General features: G+C 69.7%; 30 protein-coding genes. 22 read left to right on the top strand and 8 right to left on the bottom strand.

Annotation, left to right across the window (positions count from 1 at the left end; genetic code table 11):
- Positions 1-18 precede the first annotated feature (18 nt).
- Entirely contained in the window at positions 19-2,811 is a 2,793-nt protein-coding gene (gene secA, locus NVS89_RS20070; RefSeq protein ID WP_258734541.1) for a preprotein translocase subunit SecA, read from the bottom strand.
- Between the two features lie 459 nt (positions 2,812-3,270).
- On the opposite strand from secA, the gene NVS89_RS20065 reads away from it, so the two are divergent.
- The 3 genes from NVS89_RS20065 to mutT all read left to right on the top strand — a co-directional run bounded on the left by NVS89_RS20065 (position 3,271) and on the right by mutT (position 6,154).
- Positions 3,271-4,308, top strand: a complete 1,038-nt coding sequence (locus NVS89_RS20065) for a peptidylprolyl isomerase (protein WP_258734540.1) — start codon at positions 3,271-3,273, stop codon at positions 4,306-4,308.
- Between the two features lie 186 nt (positions 4,309-4,494).
- Complete coding sequence (gene argJ, locus NVS89_RS20060; protein ID WP_258734539.1) at positions 4,495-5,733, top strand: bifunctional glutamate N-acetyltransferase/amino-acid acetyltransferase ArgJ; 1,239 nt, start codon at positions 4,495-4,497, stop codon at positions 5,731-5,733.
- A 10-nt stretch (positions 5,734-5,743) separates the two neighbouring features.
- A complete protein-coding gene (mutT, locus tag NVS89_RS20055; RefSeq protein WP_258734637.1) occupies positions 5,744-6,154 on the top strand; it encodes an 8-oxo-dGTP diphosphatase MutT in 411 nt (136 codons plus the stop codon).
- Positions 6,155-6,160: 6 nt separating this feature from the next.
- Here mutT and NVS89_RS20050 read toward each other — a convergent pair whose 3' ends face one another.
- Positions 6,161-7,042: a methyltransferase domain-containing protein gene (locus NVS89_RS20050; protein WP_258734538.1), complete on the bottom strand. Its 882-nt coding sequence runs from the start codon at positions 7,040-7,042 to the stop codon at positions 6,161-6,163.
- Positions 7,043-7,251: 209 nt separating this feature from the next.
- Between NVS89_RS20050 and NVS89_RS20045 the strand changes: the two genes are divergently transcribed.
- From NVS89_RS20045 to NVS89_RS20030, 4 genes are read left to right on the top strand one after another with little or no spacing between them, the layout of a single operon-like run.
- The gene (locus NVS89_RS20045; protein ID WP_258734636.1) at positions 7,252-8,022 is read left to right on the top strand and encodes a ComF family protein; all 771 of its coding nucleotides are present in this window, start codon (positions 7,252-7,254) and stop codon (positions 8,020-8,022) included.
- A gap of 40 nt (positions 8,023-8,062) precedes the next feature.
- Entirely contained in the window at positions 8,063-8,320 is a 258-nt protein-coding gene (grxC, locus tag NVS89_RS20040; RefSeq protein ID WP_258734537.1) for a glutaredoxin 3, read from the top strand.
- A 27-nt stretch (positions 8,321-8,347) separates the two neighbouring features.
- Positions 8,348-9,259 carry a carbon-nitrogen hydrolase family protein gene (locus NVS89_RS20035; RefSeq protein WP_258734536.1) on the top strand — a complete coding sequence of 304 codons (912 nt, stop codon included), beginning with the start codon at positions 8,348-8,350 and terminating at the stop codon, positions 9,257-9,259.
- Positions 9,256-9,732, top strand: coding sequence for a DUF1178 family protein (locus NVS89_RS20030; protein ID WP_258734535.1), 477 nt, complete (start codon positions 9,256-9,258; stop codon positions 9,730-9,732). The genes NVS89_RS20035 and NVS89_RS20030 overlap by 4 nt, the downstream gene beginning before the upstream one ends.
- A 6-nt stretch (positions 9,733-9,738) precedes the next feature.
- On the opposite strand, the gene NVS89_RS20025 is transcribed toward NVS89_RS20030, so the two are convergent.
- Genes NVS89_RS20025 through NVS89_RS20015 form a run of 3 tightly spaced genes read right to left on the bottom strand, consistent with a single transcriptional unit; the run spans position 9,739 to position 11,275 of the window.
- Positions 9,739-10,365, bottom strand: a complete 627-nt coding sequence (locus NVS89_RS20025) for a DsbE family thiol:disulfide interchange protein (RefSeq protein WP_374114607.1) — start codon at positions 10,363-10,365, stop codon at positions 9,739-9,741.
- Positions 10,362-10,532: a heme exporter protein CcmD gene (gene ccmD / locus NVS89_RS20020; RefSeq protein ID WP_258734534.1), complete on the bottom strand. Its 171-nt coding sequence runs from the start codon at positions 10,530-10,532 to the stop codon at positions 10,362-10,364. The genes NVS89_RS20025 and ccmD overlap by 4 nt, the downstream gene beginning before the upstream one ends.
- 8 nt (positions 10,533-10,540) lie before the next feature.
- Complete coding sequence (locus tag NVS89_RS20015) at positions 10,541-11,275, bottom strand: heme ABC transporter permease (protein WP_258734533.1); 735 nt, start codon at positions 11,273-11,275, stop codon at positions 10,541-10,543.
- 160 nt (positions 11,276-11,435) lie between these two features.
- Between NVS89_RS20015 and NVS89_RS20010 the strand changes: the two genes are divergently transcribed.
- Complete coding sequence (locus NVS89_RS20010) at positions 11,436-11,819, top strand: DUF930 domain-containing protein (RefSeq protein ID WP_258734532.1); 384 nt, start codon at positions 11,436-11,438, stop codon at positions 11,817-11,819.
- Between the two features lie 12 nt (positions 11,820-11,831).
- Here NVS89_RS20010 and NVS89_RS20005 read toward each other — a convergent pair whose 3' ends face one another.
- Positions 11,832-13,349, bottom strand: a complete 1,518-nt coding sequence (locus NVS89_RS20005) for a pyruvate kinase (RefSeq protein ID WP_258734531.1) — start codon at positions 13,347-13,349, stop codon at positions 11,832-11,834.
- Between the two features lie 101 nt (positions 13,350-13,450).
- Entirely contained in the window at positions 13,451-13,666 is a 216-nt protein-coding gene (locus NVS89_RS20000) for a hypothetical protein (protein ID WP_258734530.1), read from the bottom strand.
- A 334-nt stretch (positions 13,667-14,000) separates the two neighbouring features.
- Between NVS89_RS20000 and ffh the strand changes: the two genes are divergently transcribed.
- The 5 genes from ffh (at position 14,001) to rplS (ending at position 17,971) form a co-directional block, all read left to right on the top strand.
- A complete protein-coding gene (gene ffh / locus NVS89_RS19995) occupies positions 14,001-15,542 on the top strand; it encodes a signal recognition particle protein (RefSeq protein ID WP_258734529.1) in 1,542 nt (513 codons plus the stop codon).
- A 136-nt stretch (positions 15,543-15,678) separates the two neighbouring features.
- Positions 15,679-16,044 (top strand): 30S ribosomal protein S16, encoded by a 366-nt coding sequence (gene rpsP, locus NVS89_RS19990; RefSeq protein WP_258734528.1) that lies wholly within the window; start codon positions 15,679-15,681, stop codon positions 16,042-16,044.
- Positions 16,045-16,194: 150 nt separating this feature from the next.
- The gene (gene rimM, locus NVS89_RS19985) at positions 16,195-16,737 is read left to right on the top strand and encodes a ribosome maturation factor RimM (protein ID WP_258734527.1); all 543 of its coding nucleotides are present in this window, start codon (positions 16,195-16,197) and stop codon (positions 16,735-16,737) included.
- 11 nt (positions 16,738-16,748) lie between these two features.
- Positions 16,749-17,468, top strand: a complete 720-nt coding sequence (gene trmD / locus NVS89_RS19980; RefSeq protein ID WP_258734526.1) for a tRNA (guanosine(37)-N1)-methyltransferase TrmD — start codon at positions 16,749-16,751, stop codon at positions 17,466-17,468.
- Positions 17,469-17,563: 95 nt separating this feature from the next.
- Positions 17,564-17,971, top strand: a complete 408-nt coding sequence (rplS, locus tag NVS89_RS19975) for a 50S ribosomal protein L19 (protein ID WP_258734525.1) — start codon at positions 17,564-17,566, stop codon at positions 17,969-17,971.
- Between the two features lie 138 nt (positions 17,972-18,109).
- Here rplS and NVS89_RS19970 read toward each other — a convergent pair whose 3' ends face one another.
- On the bottom strand, positions 18,110-18,358 hold the full coding sequence (locus NVS89_RS19970; protein WP_258734524.1) for a hypothetical protein: 249 nt from the start codon (positions 18,356-18,358) through the stop codon (positions 18,110-18,112).
- A gap of 253 nt (positions 18,359-18,611) precedes the next feature.
- Here NVS89_RS19970 and NVS89_RS19965 point away from each other — a divergent pair, with 253 nt between their 5' ends.
- The 9 genes from NVS89_RS19965 (at position 18,612) to leuB (ending at position 24,461) form a co-directional block, all read left to right on the top strand.
- Complete coding sequence (locus NVS89_RS19965; protein ID WP_258734523.1) at positions 18,612-18,803, top strand: hypothetical protein; 192 nt, start codon at positions 18,612-18,614, stop codon at positions 18,801-18,803.
- Positions 18,804-18,883: 80 nt separating this feature from the next.
- A complete protein-coding gene (leuC, locus tag NVS89_RS19960; RefSeq protein ID WP_258734522.1) occupies positions 18,884-20,305 on the top strand; it encodes a 3-isopropylmalate dehydratase large subunit in 1,422 nt (473 codons plus the stop codon).
- A 22-nt stretch (positions 20,306-20,327) separates the two neighbouring features.
- Positions 20,328-20,462: a hypothetical protein gene (locus NVS89_RS19955; protein WP_258734521.1), complete on the top strand. Its 135-nt coding sequence runs from the start codon at positions 20,328-20,330 to the stop codon at positions 20,460-20,462.
- Positions 20,463-20,467: 5 nt separating this feature from the next.
- Positions 20,468-20,899, top strand: a complete 432-nt coding sequence (locus NVS89_RS19950; protein ID WP_374114606.1) for a metallopeptidase family protein — start codon at positions 20,468-20,470, stop codon at positions 20,897-20,899.
- 68 nt (positions 20,900-20,967) lie between these two features.
- Positions 20,968-21,528, top strand: a complete 561-nt coding sequence (locus NVS89_RS19945) for a cytochrome b (RefSeq protein WP_258734520.1) — start codon at positions 20,968-20,970, stop codon at positions 21,526-21,528.
- 96 nt (positions 21,529-21,624) lie between these two features.
- Positions 21,625-22,230, top strand: coding sequence for a 3-isopropylmalate dehydratase small subunit (gene leuD / locus NVS89_RS19940; protein WP_258734519.1), 606 nt, complete (start codon positions 21,625-21,627; stop codon positions 22,228-22,230).
- Positions 22,231-22,354: 124 nt separating this feature from the next.
- The gene (locus tag NVS89_RS19935) at positions 22,355-22,738 is read left to right on the top strand and encodes a RidA family protein (protein ID WP_258734518.1); all 384 of its coding nucleotides are present in this window, start codon (positions 22,355-22,357) and stop codon (positions 22,736-22,738) included.
- 76 nt (positions 22,739-22,814) lie between these two features.
- Positions 22,815-23,153, top strand: a complete 339-nt coding sequence (locus NVS89_RS19930) for a ribbon-helix-helix domain-containing protein (protein ID WP_258734517.1) — start codon at positions 22,815-22,817, stop codon at positions 23,151-23,153.
- Positions 23,154-23,351: 198 nt separating this feature from the next.
- Positions 23,352-24,461, top strand: a complete 1,110-nt coding sequence (gene leuB, locus NVS89_RS19925; RefSeq protein WP_258734516.1) for a 3-isopropylmalate dehydrogenase — start codon at positions 23,352-23,354, stop codon at positions 24,459-24,461.
- The last annotated feature ends 73 nt before the right edge of the window (positions 24,462-24,534 follow it).

The following is a 24,534-nucleotide window of genomic DNA, read 5'->3' as shown; positions in this document are numbered from 1 at the left end:
TCCAGCCGGCCCTGCCGCTTACGCGAACTTGCCGTGGCAGTGCTTGTATTTGAGGCCCGAGCCGCACGGGCAGGGCTCGTTGCGCCCGACCCGGCCCCAGCTCGCAGGATTGTTGGGATCGCGGCGCGGCGCGGCCTCGGCCTCCGGCGCCAGCGTCGCGGCGCTCGCGAACTCGGCATCGGCCAGCGCGAACTCGTCCTCGCCGGTGACGGCGTCGATGTGGTGCGCGGTCATCGCCGGCTCCGGCTCGGTCTGCGGCGCGGCCATCACCTCGACCCGCATGAGCTGGGCGGTCACCGCCTCGCGCAGGTTCGAGAGCATCGCCTCGAAGAGCTGGAAGGCCTCCGACTTGTACTCGTTCAGCGGGTCGCGCTGGGCGTAGCCGCGCAGGCCGATGACCTGGCGCAGATGGTCGAGCGTGACGAGGTGCTCGCGCCAGAGATGGTCGAGCGTCTGCAGCAGGATCGACTTCTCGACATAGCGCATGATCTCGGGGCCATACTGGGCCACCTTGGCCGCCATGGCCTCGTCGGCGCGGGTCTGAATGCGCTCGCGCATCTCCTCGTCGGCGATGCCTTCCTCGGCGGCCCATTCCTTGACCGGCAGCTCGAGGCCGAGCACGTGGCGCAGCGCCTCGCCGAGCCCGTCCGTGTCCCACTGCTCGGGATAGGCGTTGGGCGGCACGAAGCGGGTCACGAGGTCCTCGATCACGCCGTGGCGCATCTCGGCCACGGTCTCGGCGACGTCCTCGTCGTGCATCAGCTCGACGCGCTGCTCGAACACGACCTTGCGCTGGTCGTTCATCACGTCGTCGTATTTGAGCAGGTTCTTGCGGATGTCGTAGTTGCGCGCCTCGACCTTCTGCTGCGCCTTCTCCAACGCCTTGTTGATCCAGGGATGGATGATGGCCTCGCCTTCCTTCAGGCCGAGCTTCTGCAGCATGCCGTCGAGCCGGTCCGACCCGAAGATGCGCATCAGGTCGTCTTCCAGCGACAGGAAGAACCGGGAGTGGCCAGGGTCGCCCTGACGGCCGGAACGGCCGCGCAGCTGGTTGTCGATGCGCCGGCTCTCGTGGCGCTCGGTGCCGATCACGTAAAGACCGCCAGCGGCGAGCGCCTTCTCCTTGAGGACGGCGATGTCCGCGCGCAGGCGGGCCTCGGCTGCGGCGCGCTCCTCGCCTTCGGGCAGATGCGTCAGCTCGTGCGAGATCCGCATCTCGGCATTGCCGCCGAGCTGGATGTCGGTGCCGCGGCCGGCCATGTTGGTGGCGATGGTGATGGCGCCGGGAACGCCGGCCTGCGCGACGATGTAGGATTCCTGCTCGTGGTGGCGGGCGTTCAGCACCGCGAACACCCTGTCGTCGGCCTTGCCCTGGTCGCCGTCATAGAGCGGGCGGAAGGCGTCGGGGTCGGCGAAGTCCTTCTGGCGGAAGCCGCGCTTCTTCAGGAGCTCGGCGAGCAGCTCGGACTTCTCGATCGAGGTGGTGCCGACCAGCACCGGCTGGCCGCGGGTCTTGCAGTCGTCGATCAGGTCGATGATGGCGTTGTATTTCTCGCCCGCCGAACGGTAGACCTCGTCGTCGTCGTCGATGCGCTGCACCGGCAGGTTGGTCGGGATCTCGATCACCTCGAGATTGTAGATGTCCTGGAACTCTTCTGCCTCGGTCGCCGCCGTGCCGGTCATGCCGGCCAGCTTCTCGTACATGCGGAAGTAGTTCTGGAAGGTGATGGAGGCGAAGGTCTGGTTCTCGGGCTGGACCTGGACCCGCTCCTTGGCCTCCAGCGCCTGGTGCAGGCCTTCCGAATAGCGCCGGCCCGGCATCATGCGGCCGGTGAACTCGTCGATGATGACGACCTCGCCGTTGCGCACGATGTAGTCCTTGTCGCGCTGGAACAGCGTGTGGGCGCGCAGCGCCTGGTTCACATGGTGGACGACGGTGACGTTCTCGATGTCGTAGAGCGTCTCGCCCTTGAGCTGCCCGGCGTCGCGCAGCATCTGCTCCATCTTCTCCATGCCGGCCTCGGTCATGGTGACGGTGCGCTGCTTCTCGTCGACCTCGTAGTCCTCCTTCGCCATGCGCGGGATGAAGGTGTCGATGGTGTTGTAGAAGTCGGAGCGGTCGTCGAGCGGGCCGGAGATGATGAGCGGCGTGCGCGCCTCGTCGACCAGGATCGAATCGACCTCGTCCACCACCGCGTAATGGTGTGGGCGCTGCACCATCTGCGACAGCTCGTACTTCATATTGTCGCGCAGATAGTCGAAGCCGAGCTCGTTGTTGGTGGCGTAGGTGACGTCGCAGGCATAGGCCTCGCGGCGCTCGGTGTCGTCCATGCCGTGGACGATGATGCCGGTGGTGAGGCCGAGGAAGCGGTAGACGCGGCCCATCCATTCGGCGTCGCGCTTGGCGAGGTAGTCGTTCACGGTGACGACGTGCACGCCCTTGCCGGTGAGGGCGTTGAGATAGACCGGGGCGGTGGCCACCAGCGTCTTGCCTTCACCGGTGCGCATCTCGGCGATGCCGCGCTCGTGCAGCACCATGCCGCCGATGAGCTGGACGTCGAAGTGGCGCTGGCCGAGCGCGCGCCGCGCCGCCTCGCGCACGGTGGCGAAGGCGGGCACCAGCAGGTCGTCGAGGCTGGCGCCGTTGGCAAGCTGCTCGCGGAACGCCACGGTGCGCGCGCGCAGCTCCTCGTCGGAGAGCTTCAAGAGCTCCGGTTCGAGCGCGTTGATGGCCGCGACTTTCGGCTGGTAGCCGCGCACGCGGCGGTCATTGGCCGATCCGAAAATCTTTCGCGCGATGGCGCCGAGCATGAGGCTTCCAATCCGTTCCCGCCAGAGTAGGTCCGGGGCGCGGCGAGACGGGCCGCCGGGCCCTTGGTTTGCAAGCCCTTGGTTCGCAAGCGGCAGGCGCGCGCGAGGCTCACCTCATCGAGACGCCATTTACGGCCGAAATGGGTCTGTCGGGCCGCGCCGCCGCGAACGGCTTGCGGGTTCTTGCGTCACATAAACGCGAGCGCGACCGAGGCCGCGCACCGCGTGCCACACTTATGAACGGGTTTGGGGGTTGTCAATCGCGGGTCGGACGTCGGCGCGTGGAGTTTTCCCGGACCGCCGTCCGGCCGGACGGGGCTGCCCGATCGTCACGACGGCGCGGCCGCCCCGTGCCGGGCCGATGTTCATTGTCCGTACCGTTACCCTTGCAACAAACGCCCGACTGGGCCAGCTTTCGCCGCCTCAACCGCGGACAACCGCAACCCAAGGACAGATTTCATGACCCCCCATCGCCTGCATGCCGCGCACACGTCGCGCCTCCGCCCTGCCGGGCTGCTGCGCGCCGCCGCCCTGGCCGCGCTGCTCGGCGTTGCCGTGCTGCCGACCCTGCCGGCGCTGGCCCAGTCGTCCACCGCTGCGCCCGCCGCCGCGCCGTCCGACACCGCCGCCCCGGCGGCGACGGATTCCGATCCCGTGCTCGCCACCGTGAACGGCACCGAGATCCGCCGCAGCGACGTCGCCGCAGCCACCGAGGAGCTGGGCCAGAACCTGCCGCCGCAGCTCAAGGGGCCGGCCCGCGACGAATACGTGCTCGGCTTCCTCATCGACCTGACCGCTGTGGCCCAGGCCGCCGAGGCCGAGAAGCTCGACCAGACCGCCGAGTTCAAGCGCCAGATGGACTTCATCCGCCAGCGTCTGCTGATGCAGGCCGCGCTCGACAAGGCGGTCAAGGACGCGATGACCGACGAGGCCATGCAGAAGACCTATCAGGACGCCGTGGCGAACCAGAAGCCGGAGGAGGAGGTGCATGCGCGCCACATCCTGTTCCGGGTCGACGCCAACGATCCCAAGTCCTCCGAGGCCGCCAAGAAGAAGGCCGATGCCGTCGAGGCGCGGCTGAAGAAGGGCGAGGACTTCGCCACCGTCGCCAAGGAGCTGACCGAGGACCCCTCGGGCAAGGAGGATGGCGGCGATCTCGGCTTCTTCACCAAGGAGCAGATGGTGCCGGCCTTCGCCGACGCCGCCTTCAAGCTGAAGCCGGGCCAGATCTCCGAGCCGGTGAAGAGCCCGTTCGGCTGGCACATCATCAAGGTCGAGGAGACCCGCGAGAAGCCGGTGCCGACCTTCGAGGAAGTGAAGCCGCAGATTCAGCAGTTCCTCGCCCAGAAGGCGCAGGCCGAGGCGGTGCAGAAGCTGCGCGAGCAGGCGAAGGTGGTGAAGACCGACGCCGCGCCGAAGCCGGACGCGCCCGCGGCGGACGCGCCCGCCACGGATGCCCCGGCCCAGCCCGCCGACCCGGCGAAGCCGGCGCAGTGATCGCGGCCCTTCGGGTCCCGATCGACTGACGGAACGAAGGCCCCGGATCGCGCATCCGGGGCCTTTTCCTTATTTGGTCCGTCCGCCGCGCCCGTGCATGCCGTCTTGTCCACGCCGTCTTGCGGATGTCTCGCTTCTCGGGCACACCCGTGCGGCCCTTCCCCGCCCATCCAGCCGAGACGTCCCATGTCCCACGCTTCCCCGGTCTCTCCCCTCGCGCCGAAGACGACGCCCGATGTCGGCCCGGTGGCCGGCGTGCGCTTCGCCACCGCCGAGGCCGGCATCCGCTACAAGGGCCGCACCGACGTGCTGCTGGTGGAGATGGACGAGGGGACGAGCGTGGCGGGCGTGTTCACCCGCTCGAAATGCCCGTCGGCCCCGGTCGAGTGGTGCCGCGACAACCTCGCCGGCGGCAGGGCGCGGGCGCTGGTGGTGAATTCCGGCAATGCCAACGCCTTCACCGGCCAGAAGGGCCGCGAGGCGACCGCGCTGACGGCGAAGATCGCGGCCCGGGCGCTGGGCTGCGCGGAGGGCGAGATCTTCCTCGCCTCCACCGGCGTGATCGGCGAGCCGCTCGACGCCACCAAATATGACGGCGTGCTGGAGGAGACGGCGACCCGTCTCGCGCCGCTGCCCTGGATCGACCCGGCGCGGGCGATCATGACCACCGACACCTTTCCCAAGCTCGCCACCGCGAGCGCGACCATCGACGGGGTGAAGGTGCGCATCGCCGGCATCGCCAAGGGCGCGGGCATGATCGCCCCCGACATGGCGACCATGCTCTCCTTCGTCTTCACCGACGCGGCGATCGCCGCCCCCGCGCTTCAGGCGCTGCTCTCGAGGGGCGTGGTCGACAGCTTCAACGCCGTGACGGTGGACGGCGACACCTCGACCTCCGACACGCTGATGATGTTCGCCACCGGCGCCGCCGGCGCGCCGATGGTCGCGGACCCGAAGGATGCCCGGCTGGCGGGCTTTCGCCGCGCGCTGAAGGGCGTCCTCGCCGATCTCGCCGAGCAAGTGGCGCGGGACGGGGAGGGCGCGCGCAAGCTGGTGAAGATCCACGTCACCGGCGCGGTCTCCAAGCGCTCGGCGCGGCGTATCGCCATGTCGATCGCCAATTCGCCGCTGGTGAAGACCGCGGTGGCGGGCGAGGACGCGAACTGGGGCCGCATCGTCATGGCGGTCGGCAAGGCGGGCGAGCCGGCCGAGCGCGACCTGCTGACGATCTCCTTCGGCGACATCCGGGTCGCCCACAAGGGCGCGCGCGATCCCGACTACGACGAGGCCGAGACCTCCGCCTACATGAAGAACGAGGTGATCGACATCACTGTCGACATCGGGCTCGGGCGCGGCTCCGACCGGGTGATGACCTGCGATCTCACCAAGGAATATATCGCCATCAATGGCGACTACCGTTCCTGAGGGCGCGCCGATGAAGCTCGTCCTCGTCGCCGCCTGCGCGCTCGTCGATGCCGACGGGCGCGTGCTGCTCACCGAGCGCCCCGAGGGCAAGCAGCTCGCGGGGCTTTGGGAGTTTCCCGGCGGCAAGGTGGAGCCGGGCGAGCGGCCGGAGGAGTGCCTGATCCGCGAGCTCGCCGAGGAGCTCGGCATCACGGTGGCGGAGCCGTGCCTCGCCCCGCTCACCTTCGCCAGCCACACCTATGAGACGTTCCAGCTGCTGATGCCGCTATGGATCTGCCGGCGCTGGGAAGGCACGCCGCACGGCCGCGAGGGCCAGCGCCTCGCCTGGGTGAAGCCCGGCCGCCTGCGCGACTACCCGATGCCGCCGGCCGACGAGCCGCTGATCCCGGTGCTGCTCGATCTGCTCGGGCCGGGGCGGTAGCGCGTTCTAGTTTTCGCCGGGCAGCCGCCCCTCGGGCACCTTGAGCGCGTCGGCGAGGCGCATCTTCGCCGAGCCGGGGCGCAGGGGCTTCTGCTGGCTCTCATGCGGCGCCCAGCCGGAGATCCACACCACCTCGAAGGTGGCGCGCAGGCGCCCGTCCGGATCGGAGAAGCGCTCCGCATAGACCTCGAACAGCCGAGCCAGCGTGTCGCGGCGCAGCGGCGCGCGGCGCCGGTCGGCGAGCGGGTTGGCCGCGCCCATGCGGCGCAGGTCCTGCATCAGCGCCAGCGGGTGGGCGTAGCGCACGGTGATGCGGTCGACATCGGTGACCGGCAGGGCGAGACCGGCGCGCTGCAGCAGGGCGCCGAGGTCGCGCAGGTCCGCGAACGGCGCAACGCGCGGCGAGATGCCGCCCACGGTCTCGCTCTCGGCGACCGCGAACGCCTCGCGCAGCTCGGAAAGCGTGCCGGCGCCGAACAGGGCGGCGAGCAGCAGCCCGTCCGGCTTCAGCGCGCGGCGGATCTGCGCCAGCACGCCCGGCAGGTCGTTGATGGTCTGGAGCGCCAGCGCGGAGACGACGAGGTCGAGCGTCTGGGCGCCGAAGGGCAGGGCCTCGGGATCGATCACCGCATCGACGTCGACGCGCTCGGCCGGCCCGCAGGCGAAGAGCCGCCCGACCATCTCGGAGCGGGCGAGCGCCGCGCTGACGGCGGATGCGGGCGTGCCGAGGTCGACCGCGCTCTCGAAGCGGCGCTTCACCGCGCCGAGCCGGTCGGCGAGGTCCTCGGCCACCCTGTCGAGCAGGAAGGTCTCGGCGCCCAGCGCCAGCGCGCGCCGCCGCCGCGCCGCAAGCGCCTCGGGGTCGAATATCGCGACGGGTCCGGACATCGGCACTCCTCGGAGGTTGGGTCGCCGGAGCCATAGGACGCTCGCGCGGCCGGGTCAAAGCCCGGTGGCCGGCGGCCGGTGCACGGATCGGTGACGGCTCCTGCGCAGATGGTATGCTGGTCGCCATGGACAATGGGCAGGGGCCGGAAATCGCCGCGGGAAGCGGCTACGAGGCAGCACCCGAGGCGGGGCTGCTGGCCCGCACGGCGATGCGCGTCGGCCGGGGCATGCGCGCGGCTGCCCGCGGCGCGGTCGACCTCGCTTTGCCGCCGAGCTGCATGGCCTGCCGGGCGGCGGTGAGCGAGCCGGGCTGCCTGTGCCCGTCCTGCTGGGCAAGGCTCAGCCTCATCGAGCGGCCCTATTGCGACCGACTCGGCATCCCGCTGCCCTATGATTCCGATCCCGGCGGCGGGGGCCCGCGCCTCTCCGCCGCCGCGCTGGAGGCGCCGCCCGCCTATCAGCGCGCCCGTGCCGCCGCGCTGTTCGGCGAGGTGGCGCGCGACCTCGTGCACGCGCTCAAATATGCCGACCGGCTCGACGTCGCCGCGCCGATGGCGCGCATGATGGCCCGGGCCGGGGCGGACGTGCTGGCGGATGCGGAGGCCCTGGTGCCGGTGCCGCTGCACGCGATGCGGCTGTGGCGGCGGCGCTTCAACCAGTCCGCCGCTCTCGCGCTGGCGCTGCAGCGCATCAGCGGCGTGCCGGCGCGCACCTCCTGGCTGGCGCGCCGCCGCGCCACGCCGCCCCAGGTCGGGCTCGACCGCGCCGCCCGCGCGGCCAATGTCGCCGGCGCCTTCGAGGTGCCCGACGAGGCGCGCGCCGAGCTGAAGGGAAGGCGCGTGGTGCTGGTCGACGACGTGCTCACCACCGGCGCGACGCTCGACGCCTGCGCCAAGGCGCTGAGCCGGGCGGGCGCGGGGAGGGTGGACGTTCTGGTGTTCGCGCGGGTTGTTGACGGGCCCTCATCGCCCATATCATAGGAAGCCGCCGGCTCGTGCCGGGGCTGACGAGGCCGATCCCATGTCCCAGGTCGAGATCTACACCACCTATACCTGCCCCTACTGCATCGCCGCCAAGGAGCTGCTGAAGCGCAAGGGGGTGGAATTCTCCGAGATCAACGTCACCGGCGACCCGGTCGCGCGCTCGACGATGTCGAAACGGGCCAATGGGCGGACCAGCGTGCCGCAGATCTTCATCGACGGCCGCCATGTCGGGGGCTGCGACGACATCTACGCGCTGGACGAGGCGGGCGAGCTCGACACGCTGCTCGCCACCTGACCGACCTTCAGCCGACAGAGACACGCCATGACCGATGCTTCCACAGCCGCGAACGCGCCCGAACGGGGCGCTCCGTTCCGCGCCGCGCTGGTCCAGATGCGCACCGCCAAGAGCGTCGAGGCGAATGTCGCGGCGGCGTCGGAGCTGATCCGCGAGGCGGCGGCCGGCGGAGCGAGCTACATCCAGACGCCGGAGATGACCGGCACCATGGAGGAGAACCGCCAGGCGCTGTTCGCCGTGCTGCACGAGGAGGAGAGCGATCCCGCGCTCAGGGCCTTTCGCGCGCTCGCGGCCGAGCTCGGCGTGCACCTGCACATCGGCTCGCTGGCGGTGAAGGCGAGCGAGCACCGGGCCGCCAACCGCTCCTTCCTGCTCGGCCCGGACGGGGCGATCCTGGCGCGCTACGACAAGATCCACATGTTCGACGTCGACCTGCCCAATGGCGACGTCTACCGCGAATCCGCGGCCTACCGGCCGGGCGAGCTCGCCGTGGTGGCCGAGCTGCCCGGCATCGGGCTCGGCATGACCATCTGCTACGACCTGCGCTTTCCCGCGCTGTACCGCGCGCTCGCCGAGGGCGGGGCCGGCATGCTCGCGGTGCCCGCCGCCTTCACCCAGTCGACCGGCGAGGCGCACTGGCACGTGCTGCTGCGGGCGCGGGCGATCGAGAACGGAGCCTATGTGCTCGCCGCCGCGCAGGGCGGGGTGCATGAGAACGGGCGCAAGACCTTCGGCCACAGCCTGATCATCGACCCGTGGGGCACGATCCTCGCCGAGGGCGGCACCGAGCCCGGCGTCATCAGCGCCGAGATCGACCCGGCGAAGGTCGCCTCGGTGCGCACCCGCATCCCCTCGCTCGAGCACGGCCGGCGCTTCGAGCTGGTCGGGCCGGCGGATACGGGCCGGCTCCACCTCGCCGCCTCCGGTGACGCGGCATGATCCTCTATTCGCTGCGCTGCGCGCACGACCATCGCTTCGAGAGCTGGTTCCGCGACTCGGCCGCCTATGACGAGCAGCGTGCGCGGGGGCTCGTCTCCTGCCCGGCCTGCGGTTCGGCCGAGGTCGATAAGGCCATCATGGCGCCCTCGCTCGGGCGCGGCACCGGCAAGGACGAGGCGGCAAGCGAGCCGGAGCCGGCGCGCGAGGCCCCGCCCGGTGCGCCGCAGCCGGTCGCGCTGATGTCGGAGAAGGAGCAGCAGCTTCGCGCCATGCTGAAGGCGGTGCGCGAGCATGTGCTCACCCATTCCGACTATGTCGGCGAGGAGTTCGCCGAGACCGCCCGGCGCATGCATGAGGGCGCGGAGGAGAAGCGCCTGATCCATGGCGAGGCGAGCCATGAGGAAGTGCGCGCGCTGCTCGAGGACGAGATCGAGGTGATGCCGCTGCCGGCGCTGCCGGACGAGCGGAACTGAGGGCCGTCAGGAGCCGGCGGCCATCGCCTTCTCGATCGCCGGCACCAGCCGCTCGCGCAGCCCCTGCTCGTCGATCGGGCCGACGAACTTGTAGGCGATGCGCCCGTCCTTGCCGATGACGAAGGTCTCCGGCACGCCGTAGACGCCCCAGTCGATGGCGGCGCGCCCGTTGGGGTCGACGCCGACCGCCGCATAGGGGTTGCCGAAGCGGCCGAGGAAGCGGCGCGCATTCTCCCCGTCGTCCTTGTAGTTCAGCCCGACCAGCCGGAAGCCCGGCATCTTCGACAGTTCGACCAGATAGGGGTGCTCGTCGCGGCAGGGCGCGCACCAGGAGGCGAAGACGTTCAGCACCGTCACGCCGCCGCTCATCCCGGCCGAGGAGATGCCCGGCACCGGCGCGCCGTCGCGCGTCAGCCCCTCGAGCGGGTCGAGGGCGAAGTTCGGCACGGGGTGGCCGATCAGCGCCGAGGGCAGGCGCGAGGGATCGCCCGAGAACAGCCTGCCGTAGAACAGCGCGGCCAGCGCCGCGAAGGCGATCAGCGGCAGCAGCACCAGCAGCCGGCGGCCGGTGCGCCCGGCCGGCTTCTCGGGCGCGGCGCGGGAGGCTTCGGGGGGAGGGGGGGCGGCGTTCACGAGGCGTCACCGCCCGCCGAACGACGCCTTATGCCGCGCGCTTCCAGCTCCGCCAGCCGGCGGCGCACGGCGCGCCCGTCGAGCACGGTCCACAGCGTCAGCAGGCCGAGCACGACGACGCTGGCCGCGAAGGCGGCGATGATGAAGACGGCGTGCTCACCCAGCATGGCGCGGCTCACGCATAGGCCGCTTCGGCGGCGGCGCGGGCTTCGAGCACGCGCAGGCGCCGGCGCAGGATCTCGGTGCGCATCGCCGCCATGTGCAGGGCGAACATCACCAGCGTGAAGCCGATGGCGCAGATCATCAGCGGCCAGAGCATGCTCGGGTCGATCGTCGAGCCGCCCATGCGGAACACCGAGGCCGGCTGGTGCAGCGTGTTCCACCAGTCGACCGAAAACTTGACGATCGGCACGTTGATGAAGCCGACCAGCGAGAGCACCGCGGCGGCGCGGCCGGCCTGGTTCGGGTCCTCGATCGCCGAGCGCAGCGCCAGCAGGCCGAGATAGAGCAGCAGCAGCACCAGCATCGAGGTCAGCCGCGCGTCCCACACCCAGTAGGTGCCCCACATCGGCCGGCCCCAGAGCGAGCCGGTGACGAGGCACAGGAAGGCGAAGCACGCGCCGATCGGCGCCATCGTCTTGTGCGCGACGTCGGCCAGCGGATGGCGCCAGACCAGGATGCCGAGCGAGGACAGCGCCAGCAGCGTGTAGCCGAGCATGGCGAGCCAGGCGAACGGCACGTGGATGTACATGATCCGCACCGTCTCGCCCTGCTGGTAATCCGCCGGGGCGCGAAATGCTAAGACAAGCCCGACGGCCACGATCACAATGGCGGTACCGGATAGCCATGGCAGGACGCGCCCGGAAAGGGCGAGAAAGCGGGTTGGGTTTGCGAGATCCATCAACGCCATGGCGCGGTTCTAATCTGCCGCGCGGGTGGCGGCAACACGGTGGACCTGCGGCAGAACGCGGATGTGAAGACACAGGATGGACACATGCGGCCGGTTGAAGGTACCAGCCAATACGAAAGGGATTCGGGTGCTCATGTCTTCTTCGACTACCGCAACCATCATGTGTCTCGCGTTTGGCGGTCTCATCCTGATCGCCGTTGCAACGACGGCCGAGGCCCGCTCGCGCGACGCCGAGATGAAGATGCTCGATCCTTCCGAGCGGATAGAGCAGCGCTGCAACACCAAGGCGATGGGCGAGGTCGGACGTGATCACAAGGGCATGAAGCCGGACGAACTCGTGGCCTATGCCTATTCCGACACGCATCTGAAAGGGCCGAGGATCAAGGCCCCGGGTGCGGCGATCCGCAGCGGCCGGACCTGGTACCACCTCTCCTATGACTGTCTCACCGAGCATGACGGCATGGACGTGAAGACGTTCAGCTACAAGCTGGGCTCGGCGATCCCGGATTCGGAGTGGTCGCACCACTATCTTGTCGCGCCCTAGGGCGCGCCGGGACTACCAGCTGCGGAGCGCGCGCAGCGTCGGGGTCTTCTTGTCGAGATGGCCGGCCATGCGGCCGAGCAGGCGCCCGAGCAGGTCGACCGCCTCGATCACCGCCGGCCCCTTGTTCAGCATGACGCATTCGGCGCGCGCGGCCATGGCGGCGTCCGTCATCTCGCCGCGCGAGGGGATGCCGTCGCGCACCAGGTCCTCCAGCACCTGGGTCGCCCAGATCGCCGGCACGGCGGCGGCCTCGCAGATCCACAGCAGCTCTTCCTGCATCTCGGCGAGGCGCTCGAAGCCGATCTCGGCGGCGAGGTCGCCGCGCGCGATCATGACGCTGAACGGGCCGCGCCCGGCGGCGCGGGCGATCAGGTCTGGCAGGTTCTTCACCGCGTCGGGACGCTCGATCTTCGCCATCAGCCCGAGCGGGCGGCCGGGGTCGCGCCCGTGGCGGGCGATCGCTGCCTCGATCAGGTCGATGTCCTCGGGCCGGCTGACGAAGGAATAGCCGATCATGTCCGCGCACTCGATCACGGTGGCGAGGTCGGCGTCGTCCTTCGCGGTGAGGGGGGAGAGGCCGAGCGCGGTGTCGGGCAGGTTGATGCCCTTCTCCGGCTTGAGCTTGGTGCCCTTCTCGCGGGCATGGCGGATGCGGATCACCGCCTCGCCCTCGGCAAGGCTCTCCACCACGCCCTCGACCTTGCCGTCGTCATAGAGCACGCGGTCGCCGACCGCGAGGCGGGTGACGATCTCCGGCAGCGAGACGGCGGCGGAGAAGGAGACCTCCTCGTCCGGGCGCGGGGCGCCCTGGGCGACGAGGCGCAGCGCGTCGCCCGTCATCAGCCGGCCGGAAGGCTTGCCCTTCTTCATCGGCAGCACCGCCTCGGTGCGGATCTTCGGCCCGGCAATGTCCATCAGCACGGCGATGCGCCGGCCCTGTGCCTCGCCGGCCGCGCGTACGTGGTGGGCCATCGCACGCCACGCCTCGGCATCGTCATGGGCGCAGTTGATGCGCGCGACGTCCATGCCGTGCTCGACGAGGGCGGCGACGAAGGCCGCGTCGGTCGCCGCCTCGCTCGGCAGCGTGACCATGATCCTCGTGTAGCGCCCGGGCGGCTCCGTGCCGAGGCTTGCCGCGCTCGCCGCGTCGAGCCGGGCTTCGCCGGCGAAGAAGGCCGCCGCATCCGGCGCCGGGAACGGGGCGGGGCGGCCGGTGAGCGCGGCGAGCACCGCCAGCACCGCGTCGAGGGTCGGCAGCACCCGGCTCTCCAGCCGGCCGAGCGAGGACAGGCCGCGCCGCATCAGCTCGCGCTGCAGACCGCGCAGGTCGTGATGGCGCAGGGCGAGGTAATGGGCGAGGTTGTCGAGGGCGGGCTCCTCGCGGCCGGCCGCTTGCGCGAAGCGGGCCGCAAGCGGCGCGCCGTCCTGCGCGACCACGCCGCGCAACGCCAGCACGGCCTCGAACAGCGCGCCGTCGTCGAGGTCGTCGGCCGTGGCGGAGAGGGAGGCAGCCTTCTCGCGGACGTTCATCACCAGAGCTCCTGCATGAAACGGGATCAGGCTAGGAGGGCGATATTGCGCGGTTGTGACCGGCCGGCCGTGCGTGGAAACCGTTATGTCGTAGGGGAAGTCTAGCGGGTCTCGACCCTGCGGGTGGCGACCAGCTTGTGGTAGGTCGCCTGGTCGGCGCCGCGGTTCTTGTTGACGAGGCCGTCGCGCGCGAGCTTGTCGAGGATCGACCTGATCTCGCCCTCCATGTCCTTCGCATAGGCGATGGCCACGCTTTCGGCGGTGAGGCCGCCGCGGCTGCGGCTGACGATGGAGAGAATGTGAGCTTCCAGATCCATGGCCCGTCTTCCACGATTCCCGTGCGATGATAGCACGTCATGCCGGGCGTTGCGGCGCGCGGAAGGTTGCGCGAACATGGCGGGCGGCCGGGTCGCGGGGCGATCCGGCCGGCGCGGAAAGCGGGCCGGGAAGGTGCCGGGGAAGCGGGCGACGGGCCGGTTTCCTTGACTTCGCCACCTTCCCAAAGTACAGCCCTGCCGATCCTCGCACATCTCGCGAGCCGAACCACCGCCCGGGCCCGTGAGCCCGGAGGTCAACCTCCGACAGCGCGACGCGCCCTCGGGGGCCATTCGGCTTTGCGGGATACACCGGCGGGAATGGAGCGGCGAACGCATGTTCGATTCACTGAGCGACCGCCTCGGCGGCATACTCGACCGGCTTAAGAAGCGCGGCGCCCTCACCGAGGCCGACGTCAACGAGGCCATGCGCGAGGTGCGCCGGGCCCTGATCGAGGCCGACGTCGCGCTCGACGTGGTGCGCTCCTTCACCGACCGGGTGCGCGCCCGCGCGGTCGGCGCGGAGGTCATCAAGTCGGTCACGCCCGGCCAGATGGTGGTGAAGATCGTCCATGACGAGCTCATCGGCATGCTGGGCTCGGACGCCAAGCCGATCGACCTCGAGGCCGCGCCTCCGGTGCCGGTGCTGATGGTCGGCCTGCAGGGCTCGGGCAAGACCACCTCCACCGCCAAGATCGCCAAACGCCTGACCGAGCGCGGCAGCCGCAAGGTGCTGATGGCCTCGCTCGATACCCGCCGCCCGGCGGCGATGGAGCAACTCGCCACGCTCGGCACGCAGGTGAACGTCGCCACGCTGCCGATCGTCGCCGGCCAGAGTGCGGTGCAGATCGCCCGCCGCGCCATGGAGGCGGGCCGGCTCGGCGGCTACGACGTCGTGATGCTCGACACCGCCGGCCGTGTCACGCTCGACGAGGCGCTGATGGCGGAAGTGGCCGAGGTGAAGGCCGCGACCAGGCCGCACGAGGTGCTGCTGGTCGCTGACAGTCTCACCGGCCAGGACGCGGTGAACACCGCCAAGGCGTTCGACGAGCGCGTCGGCCTCACCGGCATCGTGCTGACCCGCGCCGATGGCGACGGGCGCGGCGGTGCCGCCCTTTCCATGCGGGCGGTCACCGGCAAGCCGATCAAGCTGATCGGCACCGGCGAGAAGATGGACGCGCTGGAGGATTTCGATCCCCGCCGCGTCGCCGGGCGCATCCTCGGCATGGGCGACGTGGTGTCGCTGGTCGAGAAGGCTGTCGAGAACATCGACGCCGAGAAGGCGATGGCCGCCGCCGAGCGCATGCGCAAGGGGCAGTTCGACCTCGAAGACCTGCGCATGCAGCTTGACCAGATGGAGAAGCTGGGCGGGCTCGGCGGGCTGATGGGCATGCTGCCGGGCGTCGGCAAGATGAAGAACCAGCTCGCCGCTTCGGGCATGAATGACGGCGTGATCAAGCGCCAGAAGGCGATCATCGATTCGATGACCCGCAAGGAGCGGCGCAATCCCAAGCTGCTCGACGGCTCGCGCCGCAAGCGCATCGCCGCCGGCTCCGGCACCAAGGTCGAGGAAATCAACCGCCTGATGAAGATGCACCGCCAGATGGCGGACATGATGAAGGCGATGGGCGGCCCCAATGCCAAGCGCGGCCCGATGGCGGGTCTCGCCAACATGTTCGGTCTGGGGGGCGGCATGCCGAGCCCCGAGCAGCTCAAACAGATGGCGGAGAAGATGCCCGGCGGGGGCAAGGGCGCGGCCGGCGGCCTGCCGAACCTGCCGCCGAACTTCCCCGGCAACATGCCCGGCCTCGGCGGCATGCCGGGACTGGGCAAGCCGGGCGGGCTTCCGGGCCTGCCGGGCTTCGGCAAGAAGAAGTGACGATCCGACACACCGTCGCGAGCTTCGCCTTCCGGCTCTCCACCCGCCGCCCGAAAGCGGCCGGCGCGGGGCTCCGGAACCGGCCCGCAAGCGACGCACGACACGACTGACATCGACTAGCTGAAAGGAAAGACCAATGTCCCTGAAGATCCGTCTCGCCCGTGGTGGCGCCAAGAAGCGTCCCTATTACCGCATCGTCGTCGCCGATTCGCGCTCCCCGCGCGATGGCCGCTTCATCGAGAAGATCGGCACCTTCGATCCGCTGAAGGCGAAGGACGCCGAGGATCGCTTCGTGCTCGACGTCGAGAAGGCCAAGGCCTGGCTCGCCAAGGGCGCCCAGCCGACCGACCGGGTCGCCCGCTTCCTCGACGCGCTCGAGCTGCGCAAGCGCGAGGCGCGCAACAACCCGAAGAAGGCCGAGCCGGGCAAGAAAGCGCAGGAGCGTGCCGCTGCCGCCGCTGCCGCCGCCGCTGCTGGCGAGGAAGCTGCTCCGGCCGAGTGAGGCCCGGGCTTCGACGTCTTTCCTTCGCGTCGGCGAGGCGCCCGGCCCGGCCGGGTTCCTCGCCCCGCGTGGGGCGAGGGTCGCGGCCATCGCCTCCGATTCCCGACCCGGTCTCTCCCGAGGGAGAGGCCCAGAGCGTGACAGCCCGCCATGCCGAACGAGCGCATCCTCATCGCCCGCATCGGCGCCCCGCACGGGGTGAGGGGCGAGGTGCGCCTTTTCGTGTTCGCGCAGGATCCGGCCGCGCTGCTCGACTACCGCCCGCTGACCGACGAGGCCGGCCGGCGGCGTTTCGAGTTCGCGGCGCTGCGCCCGGCGAAGGACCATTTCGTCGCCCGCCTCAAGGGCGTCGACAGCCGCGAGGCGGCGCAGGCGCTCACCAATGAGGGCCTGTTCGTGGCGCGCGACCTGCTGCCCGCGACCGAGGAAGAGGACGACTTCTACCAGGCCGACCTGATCGGGCTCGCCGCCGTCACGACGGAGGGCGCGCCCTTCGGCAAGGTGGTGGCCGTGCATGATTTCGGGGCCGGCGACATTCTCGAGATCGCGCCGGAACAGGGCGGCAAGACGCTGATGCTGCCCTTCACCCGCGCCGTCGTGCCGACGGTCGACATCCGCGCCGGCCGCCTCGTCGTCGATCCCGGCGAGTGGGCGCGCGAGGAAGCCCCGCCCGCCGAGGCGGACAGAGGCTAGGAGCGCGGCTCATGTGGCGCGCCTCGGTCGTCACCATCTTCCCCGACATGTTTCCCGGCCCGCTCGGCCTCTCGCTGGCGGGGCGCGCGCTGGCGCAGGGCGCGTGGGCGCTCGACACGGTCGATCCGCGCGACCACGCCACGGACCGCCACCGCTCGGTCGACGACACGCCGGCCGGCGGCGGGCCGGGCATGGTGATGCGGGTCGACGTGCTCGCCCGCGCCATCGACGCGGCCGCGCCGCAAGGCGATGCGCGCCCGCGCCTGCTGATGACGCCGCGCGGGCGGCCGCTGACCCAGCAGCGCGTGCGCGAGCTCGTGGCGGGGGAGGGCGTCGTGGTCGTCTGCGGGCGCTTCGAGGGCGTGGACGAGCGACTCGTGGCAGCGCGCGGGCTCGAGGAGGTCTCGGTCGCCGACGTGGTGCTTTCGGGCGGGGAGATCGGCGCGCTGGTGCTGCTCGACGCCTGCGTGCGGCTGCTCGACGGCGTGATGGGCCATCCCGATTCCGGCACCGAGGAGAGCTTCTCCGCCGGGCTGCTGGAATATCCGCAATTCACCCGGCCGCAGAGCTTCGAGGGGCGCGAGATTCCCGCCGTGCTGACCAGCGGCGACCACGCCAGGGTGGCGCGCTGGCGCCACGAGCAGGCCGAGGCGACGACCCGCGCGCGCCGGCCGGACCTGTGGGCGGCTTACGCGCAGGCGCATGACGGTTCTGCGACGAATAAGGAATGACAAGCGCGGCGACTTCGCGTATAGGGCGCGCCGTCACTATGAACTGACAACAGCAAGATGCGGGCGGCGAAGGCCGGTCCGCCAGAGGTGATGTTATGGTCGATATCATTAAAGAGCTCGAGACCGAGCAGGCCGCCAAGCTCGCCGCCCAGCGCGAGATTCCCGACTTCCAGCCCGGTGACACGGTCATCGTGAACGTGAAGGTGAAGGAAGGCGAGCGCTCCCGCGTGCAGGCCTATGAGGGCGTCGTGATCGCCCGCACCGGCGGCGGCATCAACGAGAGCTTCACCGTCCGCAAGATTTCCTACGGCGAGGGCGTCGAGCGAGTGTTCCCGCTCTACTCGCCGAATATCGACAGCCTCAAGGTTGTGCGCCGCGGCAAGGTGCGCCGCGCCAAGCTCTATTACCTGCGCGATCGCCGCGGCAAGTCGGCGCGTATCGCCGAGCGTCAGGACAAGAACGCCGGGAAGAAGAAGGCCGCGCCGGTCGCCGCCGCCGAGTGATCCGGCCGCCCGCGTGCCGATGGCGCGCGGGACGAATCGCCGACGATTTTGAAAGCCGGGGCTCGCCCCGGCTTTTTTGCGTTCCGAAGGGCGCGGTGCTGGCCGCCGTCCGGCGGGGCGGAGTGAGGCGCACGGGCCTCAGCAATCCTTGATGTGGCGCACCTTGGTCTGCGTCTGCTGCTCGACGATCAGTGTGCCGTCGCCGACGAAGGCGGCCTGCATCACCGTGGCGAAGTCCGGCTTGCGCAGCGGGCAGGTGATGAACTGGCTCTGCCGCGGCAGCTCCTTCTCCACCGCCGGGCCGATGTCGATGCGGTTCTTCGCCTCGACGGCCGCGACGAGTGCGCCAATGGCGGCGATGATGAGTGCGATGTCGGTGACGCGCATCAAGAACTCCAGCCTTCACCGGATGAACCTAACGCAAGGTTTTTTGTTGCGCTATAGATAATGACGCTGCGGAATGACTGGATATATGGAGTCATTCTCCTTCGTAATACTTAATAATACGGATATTCCATTCTTAATACATTATTCCAGTGGGGCGATTGCGGCCCGCGCATGATGGCGTGGACGTCCCGACGTCGTCGGCGTGGAGCTGCGCATTGTTCGCGGCGCCAAGACTTGCTAGAAGGGTTCCACGATGATGACGATTGGCTGCATAGCGGATGTGTGCCGGGGCGCGCGGGATGGCGCGGCCCAGGACTGCGCACGTCCGGAGGCGCGCCGGCGGCTGCCGACCACGATCGGCTTCGCGGCGGTGCCCGACCATGTGCGCATGCCCAATCGCTTCTTCGGCCGTTTCACCGCCTGCGCGGTGGCGGGGCTTAGCTGAGCGCCGCCCGGAGTCCCGTGCTCCCGGCTGCGCTGCTTCAAGCCCGATTTTCCCCCGTTACAGACAAGTGAGACGCCGAGATGAGCACGTCTGCTCCCCGTACCCTGTACGACAAGATCTTTGACGACCATGTGGTCGACCGGCAGGAGGATGGTACCTGCCTGCTCTATATCGACCGCCACCTCGTGCATGAGGTGACGAGCCCGCAGGCCTTCGAGGGGCTGCGCGTCGCCGGCCGCAAGGTGCATGCGCCCTCCAAGACGCTGGCCGTGGTCGACCACAACGTGCCGACCACCGACCGCCGCTTCGGCATCGACGACCCGGAGAGCCGTACCCAGGTTGAGACGCTGGCCGAGAATGCGCGCGACTTCGGCATCGAGTACTTCAACGAGCTCGACAAGCGCCAGGGCATCGTCCACGTCATCGGGCCGGAGCAGGGCTTCACCCTGCCGGGCACGACCATCGTGTGCGGCGACAGCCACACCTCGACGCATGGCGCGTTCGGGGCGCTCGCGCACGGCATCGGCACCTCGGAGGTCGAGCACGTGCTCGCCACCCAGACGCTGATCCAGAAGAAGAGCAAGAACATGCGCGTCACCGTCGACGGGAAGCTCCCCGAAGGCGTGACCGCCAAGGACGTGACGCTCGCCATCATCGGCGCCACCGGCACCGCCGGCGGCACCGGTTTCGTCATCGAATATGCGGGCGAAGTGTTCCGCAACCTGACGATGGAAGGCCGCATGACGGTCTGCAACATGTCCATCGAGGGCGGGGCCCGCGCGGGCATGGTGGCGCCGGACGCGACCACCTTCGCCTATGTGAAGGACCGCCCGCGCGCGCCGAAGGGCGCCGCCTGGGACGCGGCGCTGCGCTACTGGGAGACGCTGCGCTCGGACGAGGGCGCGTTCTTCGACAAGGAGATCCGCCTCGACGGCGCGGCGCTGCCGCCGATCGTCTCCTGGGGCACCAGCCCGGAGGACGTGATCTCGGTCGAAGGCGCGGTGCCCGATCCGGACCTGATCGAGGACGAGGGCAAGCGCGAGGCCAAGCGCCGCGCGCTCGCCTATATGGGCCTCACCGCCGGCACCAGGATCACCGACATCGCCATCGACAAGGTGTTCATCGGCTCCTGCACCAATGCCCGGATCGAGGATCTGCGCGTCGCCGCGAAGATCGTCGCCGGCCACAAGGTGCGCGAGGGCGTGAGCGGCATGATCGTGCCGGGCTCCGGTCTGGTGAAGCTGCAGGCGGAGGCCGAGGGGCTCGACGCGATCTTCAAGGCGGCGGGCTTCGACTGGCGCGAGCCGGGCTGCTCCATGTGCCTCGCCATGAACGCCGACAAGCTCGGCCCGGAGGAGCGCTGCGCCTCCACCTCGAACCGCAATTTCGAGGGCCGGCAGGGCCATAAGGGCCGCACCCATCTCGTCTCCCCCGCCATGGCGGCGGCGGCGGCGATCGCGGGCCGCTTCGTCGACGTGCGCCGCTGGCCGCACGCGGCCTGAGGCGGCGCGGGGAGAGCGTCCGGTGGACCGCCCGCCCTACACCGATCCGCCGGAGGATGACCCCATCGAGGTGTGGGGCCGGCGGATCGGGCGCGGGCTGGCGATCGTGGTGGGACTGGCGCTCGCCTATTATCTCCTCGCCACCTATCTGCGGTGACGGTGATGAGCGACGCCGAGATGAGCGAAGCACTGGCCTGGTCGGCGCGCAGCGCGCCCTCGCTGCCCGACATGGAGGCGATGGCCGCGGACGCCTATGCCCGCCTGCCGGACGGCTTCCGCGCCATGTGCGGGAACCTCGTCATCAATGTCGAGGATTTCCCCACCGACGAGGTGCAGGACGAGATGGAGACGGAGAGCCCGTTCGACCTTCTCGGCCTGTTCCAGGGCATCGGCCTGGCGCAGGGCTACGAGCTGGCCTCCGGGGCGCTGCCCAACATGATCTTCCTCTACCGCCGGCCCATCCTCGACTACTGGGCCGAGAACGAGGAGACGCTGGGCGACATCGTCACCCATGTCCTGGTGCACGAGATCGGCCACCATTTCGGCCTCTCGGACGACGACATGGAGCGGGTGGAGCAGGAGGCGGGTACGTAACCGGCCGTATTGGCGACATAATCCATGTCATTTTAGAAACTCTCTAAACTGTAGAGGGTTTCGCCATCATGGCTCGCGACGTCTCCGCTCCGGCCCCTGTCCAGGCCTACAGCCTGCCGCTCAGGGCACTTCACTGGCTGACGGTGGTCGCCATCATCGTCGTCTACGGGGTGACCTATCTCGAGGCTCTGTTCCCGCGCGGCTCGGCGGGGCGCGAAGTGATCTGGTGGACCCATATCTCCGTGGGCCTCACCGTTCTCGGCCTGGTGGTGGCGCGGCTCGCGCTGCGCGCGATCGGGCCGGTTCCGCCGCCTTCGGCGGCCCTGTCGCGACCGGTCCATCTGGCCGCGACGCTGGCTCACGTGCTGCTCTACGTGCTCCTGCTCGTCACTCCCGCTGTCGGCATCTATCTCGCCTTCCTGCGCGGCAACGAGGTGACGTTCTTCAGCCTGTTCACGATCCCCTCGCCGGTGGCGACGGACCGGACCCTGGCGGGGCAGGTGCAGGAACTGCACGAGGTGCTGGCGAATGCGCTGGTGATCCTGGCGCTGCTCCATGCGCTCGCGGCGGTGGCGCATCACACGATCCTGAAGGACGACGTGATGCGCCGGATGCTGCCGGGCCATTGAGGCGGCCGATCCGCTGGGCATTCGTCGGCCGGGTTGCTAGGAAGGCGGGAAAGCCCGCGTGCCGGCGCGATGCCGGGCGGATCGGAGGAACGAGACGTGGAGAAGTTCACCACCCTGAGCGGCGTCGCGGCGCCGCTGCACATGGTCAATGTCGACACCGACATGATCATCCCCAAGCAGTATCTGAAGACGATCAAGCGCACGGGCCTCGGCAAGGGCCTGTTCTCGGAGCTGCGCTACAAGGATGACGGCTCGGTCAACCCGGACTTCGTGCTGAACAAGCCGGCCTACAAGGGCGCGTCGATCATCGTCGCCGGCGACAATTTCGGCTGCGGCTCCTCGCGCGAGCACGCGCCCTGGGCGCTGCTCGACTTCGGCATTCGCTGCGTGATCTCCACGTCCTTCGCCGACATCTTCTACAATAACTGCTTCAAGAACGGCATCCTGCCGATCAAGGTGACGCCCGAGCAGCTCGAGGCGCTGTTCGACGACGCCGCGCGCGGGGCCAATGCGGTGGTGACGGTCGATCTGGCGAACCAGACCATCACCGGCCCGGACGGGGGCAGCATCACCTTCGAGATCGACCCGTTCCGCAAGCACTGCCTGCTGAACGGGCTGGACGATATCGGCCTCACCCAGGTCAAGGCCGACAAGATCAAGTCCTACGAGGCGACGCTCGCCGAGGAGCGCCCCTGGGCGTGATCCCGGCCGGCCCCGGCACCGCGCCGGGCCGATAGAGCTGCCGAACGGCCGGGCGGGTCCCGGCTGTCCGTCCCGAACGCGAGAGCCTGCCCGTCCGTTCGCGAAGCCTGGAGGCGAGGCGCGCATGACCCGTCGGCTGATCTCTTCCGGCTCGCCCTTCGAGGCGCTGGCCGGCTATTCGCGCGCGGTGGTCGACGGCGACGACATCTTCGTCTCCGGCACCACCGGCTACGACTATGCCCGCATGACCCTGCCCGAGGGGCTCGCCGAGCAGACGCATGCCTGCTTCGCCAACATCGCCGCCGCGCTTGCCGAGGCCGGGGCCAGCCTCGATGACGTGGTGCGGGTGCGCTACATCGTGGCGCAGCGCGACTATGCGGATGAGGTGTTCCCGATCTTCGGCCGCTATTTCGCCACCGCGCGGCCGGCTGCGACCCTCATCGTCGCCGGGCTGCTGCAGCCGGAAATGAAGATCGAGATCGAGGTTACCGCCCGCCGTCGCCGGTAAGAATTTTTGACCTTTACAGCCCGCCTCTCCCGGGATGGAATTCGCGCCAAGCAGAACAGCCTACCGGGAGAACGCCATGTGCCGTATTTTTGCGGGCCAAGCGCCCGATACCTATGAGAGCCAGACCCGCTCGGTCCGGGTCGGCGGACACACCACCTCCATCCGCCTCGAAGCCGCCTTCTGGAACGTGCTGGAGGAGCTCGCCGCCCATCAGGGCATGAGCCTGGGCAAGTTCGTTTCCCACCTGCATGACGAGGTGCTTCAGCTCCATGGCGAGGTGCGCAACTTCGCCTCGCTGCTGCGCTGCTGCTGCCTGATCTATCGCGGCGACATTCCGGGCGCCGCTGTCGGCCCGGTCGCGCCCGGCCGGCTGGCGCAGGCGGGGGCGCAGCCGTCGCTCGCGGCGGCGGAGTAGCGACGCGCGCCGGCGCAGGGGACGGCCGGAGGCGGAACGCGCGATGCCGGGGCGAGGCTCCGGCCGGCGGGCGCGCCGATGGGCGTTCGGTTGCTCTTAGGTGGCCACGCGCCGCTTGCCAGCACACGCGCCAACCATTAGCACTCGCTCGCCCGACTGATCCGACGAGTTTCAAAACAGGCGCAAGCGAGAGAACCCATGGCGACCCACAAGCTCCTCCTCCTTCCCGGCGACGGCATCGGCCCGGAGGTCATGGCCGAGGTGAAGAAGGTCGTCGGCTGGCTCGATTCGCACGGCTTCGCCTCCTTCTCGATCGAGGAAGACCTCGTCGGCGGCGCCGCCTATGACGAGAACGGCGTGCCGATCAGCGACGACGCCATGGCCAAGGCGTTCGACGCCGATGCGATCCTGCTCGGGGCGGTGGGCGGCCCGAAGTGGAACACGGTGGGCTTCGACGTACGTCCCGAGGCCGGCCTGCTGCGGCTGCGCAAGGACCTGCAGCTCTTCGCCAACCTGCGCCCGGCCGTGTGTTACCCGGCGCTCGCCGAGGCTTCCAGCCTCAAGCGCGACCTGGTCGAGGGCCTCGACGTGCTGATCGTGCGCGAGCTGACCGGCGGCGTCTATTTCGGCGAGCCCAAGACCATCACCGACCTGCTGGACGGCCAGAAGCGGGCGGTCGACACCCAGGTCTATGAATCCTACGAGATCGAGCGCATCGCCCGCGTCGCCTTCGAGCTCGCCCGCACCCGCAGCAACCGGGTCGTCTCCACCGAGAAGCACAACGTCATGAAGACCGGCGTGCTGTGGAAGCAGGTGGTGAGCGAGGTGCACGGCTCGGAGTTCTCCGATGTCCAGCTCGAGCACCAGCTCGCTGATTCCTGCGGCATGCAGCTCGTGCGCAATCCCAAGCAGTTCGACGTCATCGTCACCGACAATCTGTTCGGCGACATCCTCTCGGACGTGGCAGCGATGCTGACCGGCTCGCTCGGCATGCTGCCCTCCGCCTCGCTCGGCAGCGTCGAGGAGATTTCCGGCCGCCGCCGCGCGCTCTACGAGCCGGTGCACGGCGCGGCGCCGGACATCGCGGGCAAGGGGCTGGCGAATCCGATCGCCATGATCGGCTCGCTCGGCATGGCGATGCGCTATTCGTTCGGCCTCGGCGAGGCGGCGGACAAGCTCGACGCGGCGATCGCCGGCGTGCTGGCGCAGGGCTACCGCACCGCCGATATCTATTCGGACGGCATGACCCGGGTCGGCACCACCGGCATGGGCGATGCCATCCTCGCCGAGCTCGGCAAGGCGGGCTGAGCCACCGGCCCGGCCCGAAAACACCAGCCACGAACGACAAAGCCCGGCGCGAGCCGGGCTTTTTTATGCCGTG

Origin of the sequence: Ancylobacter mangrovi (assembly GCF_024752355.1) — a bacterium.
GTDB classification, from domain to species: Bacteria; Pseudomonadota; Alphaproteobacteria; order Rhizobiales; family Xanthobacteraceae; genus Ancylobacter; species Ancylobacter mangrovi.
The sequence above is the reverse complement of the archived record's forward strand: the minus strand, read 5'-3'. Positions and strand labels throughout refer to the sequence as shown.

Bases quoted from the DNA above. Each gene is read 5' to 3' on its own strand.
- secA (WP_258734541.1), bottom strand. From the start codon at position 2,811: ATGCTCGGCGCCATCGCGCGAAAGATTTTCGGATCGGCCAATGACCGC.
- NVS89_RS20065 (WP_258734540.1), top strand. From the start codon at position 3,271: ATGACCCCCCATCGCCTGCATGCCGCGCACACGTCGCGCCTCCGCCCT.
- argJ (WP_258734539.1), top strand. From the start codon at position 4,495: ATGTCCCACGCTTCCCCGGTCTCTCCCCTCGCGCCGAAGACGACGCCC.
- mutT (WP_258734637.1), top strand. From the start codon at position 5,744: ATGAAGCTCGTCCTCGTCGCCGCCTGCGCGCTCGTCGATGCCGACGGG.
- NVS89_RS20050 (WP_258734538.1), bottom strand. From the start codon at position 7,042: ATGTCCGGACCCGTCGCGATATTCGACCCCGAGGCGCTTGCGGCGCGG.
- NVS89_RS20045 (WP_258734636.1), top strand. From the start codon at position 7,252: ATGCGCGTCGGCCGGGGCATGCGCGCGGCTGCCCGCGGCGCGGTCGAC.
- grxC (WP_258734537.1), top strand. From the start codon at position 8,063: ATGTCCCAGGTCGAGATCTACACCACCTATACCTGCCCCTACTGCATC.
- NVS89_RS20035 (WP_258734536.1), top strand. From the start codon at position 8,348: ATGACCGATGCTTCCACAGCCGCGAACGCGCCCGAACGGGGCGCTCCG.
- NVS89_RS20030 (WP_258734535.1), top strand. From the start codon at position 9,256: ATGATCCTCTATTCGCTGCGCTGCGCGCACGACCATCGCTTCGAGAGC.
- ccmD (WP_258734534.1), bottom strand. From the start codon at position 10,532: ATGCTGGGTGAGCACGCCGTCTTCATCATCGCCGCCTTCGCGGCCAGC.
- NVS89_RS20015 (WP_258734533.1), bottom strand. From the start codon at position 11,275: ATGGCGTTGATGGATCTCGCAAACCCAACCCGCTTTCTCGCCCTTTCC.
- NVS89_RS20010 (WP_258734532.1), top strand. From the start codon at position 11,436: ATGTGTCTCGCGTTTGGCGGTCTCATCCTGATCGCCGTTGCAACGACG.
- NVS89_RS20005 (WP_258734531.1), bottom strand. From the start codon at position 13,349: ATGAACGTCCGCGAGAAGGCTGCCTCCCTCTCCGCCACGGCCGACGAC.
- NVS89_RS20000 (WP_258734530.1), bottom strand. From the start codon at position 13,666: ATGGATCTGGAAGCTCACATTCTCTCCATCGTCAGCCGCAGCCGCGGC.
- ffh (WP_258734529.1), top strand. From the start codon at position 14,001: ATGTTCGATTCACTGAGCGACCGCCTCGGCGGCATACTCGACCGGCTT.
- rpsP (WP_258734528.1), top strand. From the start codon at position 15,679: ATGTCCCTGAAGATCCGTCTCGCCCGTGGTGGCGCCAAGAAGCGTCCC.
- rimM (WP_258734527.1), top strand. From the start codon at position 16,195: ATGCCGAACGAGCGCATCCTCATCGCCCGCATCGGCGCCCCGCACGGG.
- trmD (WP_258734526.1), top strand. From the start codon at position 16,749: ATGTGGCGCGCCTCGGTCGTCACCATCTTCCCCGACATGTTTCCCGGC.
- rplS (WP_258734525.1), top strand. From the start codon at position 17,564: ATGGTCGATATCATTAAAGAGCTCGAGACCGAGCAGGCCGCCAAGCTC.
- NVS89_RS19970 (WP_258734524.1), bottom strand. From the start codon at position 18,358: ATGCGCGTCACCGACATCGCACTCATCATCGCCGCCATTGGCGCACTC.
- NVS89_RS19965 (WP_258734523.1), top strand. From the start codon at position 18,612: ATGATGACGATTGGCTGCATAGCGGATGTGTGCCGGGGCGCGCGGGAT.
- leuC (WP_258734522.1), top strand. From the start codon at position 18,884: ATGAGCACGTCTGCTCCCCGTACCCTGTACGACAAGATCTTTGACGAC.
- NVS89_RS19950 (WP_374114606.1), top strand. From the start codon at position 20,468: ATGAGCGACGCCGAGATGAGCGAAGCACTGGCCTGGTCGGCGCGCAGC.
- NVS89_RS19945 (WP_258734520.1), top strand. From the start codon at position 20,968: ATGGCTCGCGACGTCTCCGCTCCGGCCCCTGTCCAGGCCTACAGCCTG.
- NVS89_RS19935 (WP_258734518.1), top strand. From the start codon at position 22,355: ATGACCCGTCGGCTGATCTCTTCCGGCTCGCCCTTCGAGGCGCTGGCC.
- NVS89_RS19930 (WP_258734517.1), top strand. From the start codon at position 22,815: ATGTGCCGTATTTTTGCGGGCCAAGCGCCCGATACCTATGAGAGCCAG.
- leuB (WP_258734516.1), top strand. From the start codon at position 23,352: ATGGCGACCCACAAGCTCCTCCTCCTTCCCGGCGACGGCATCGGCCCG.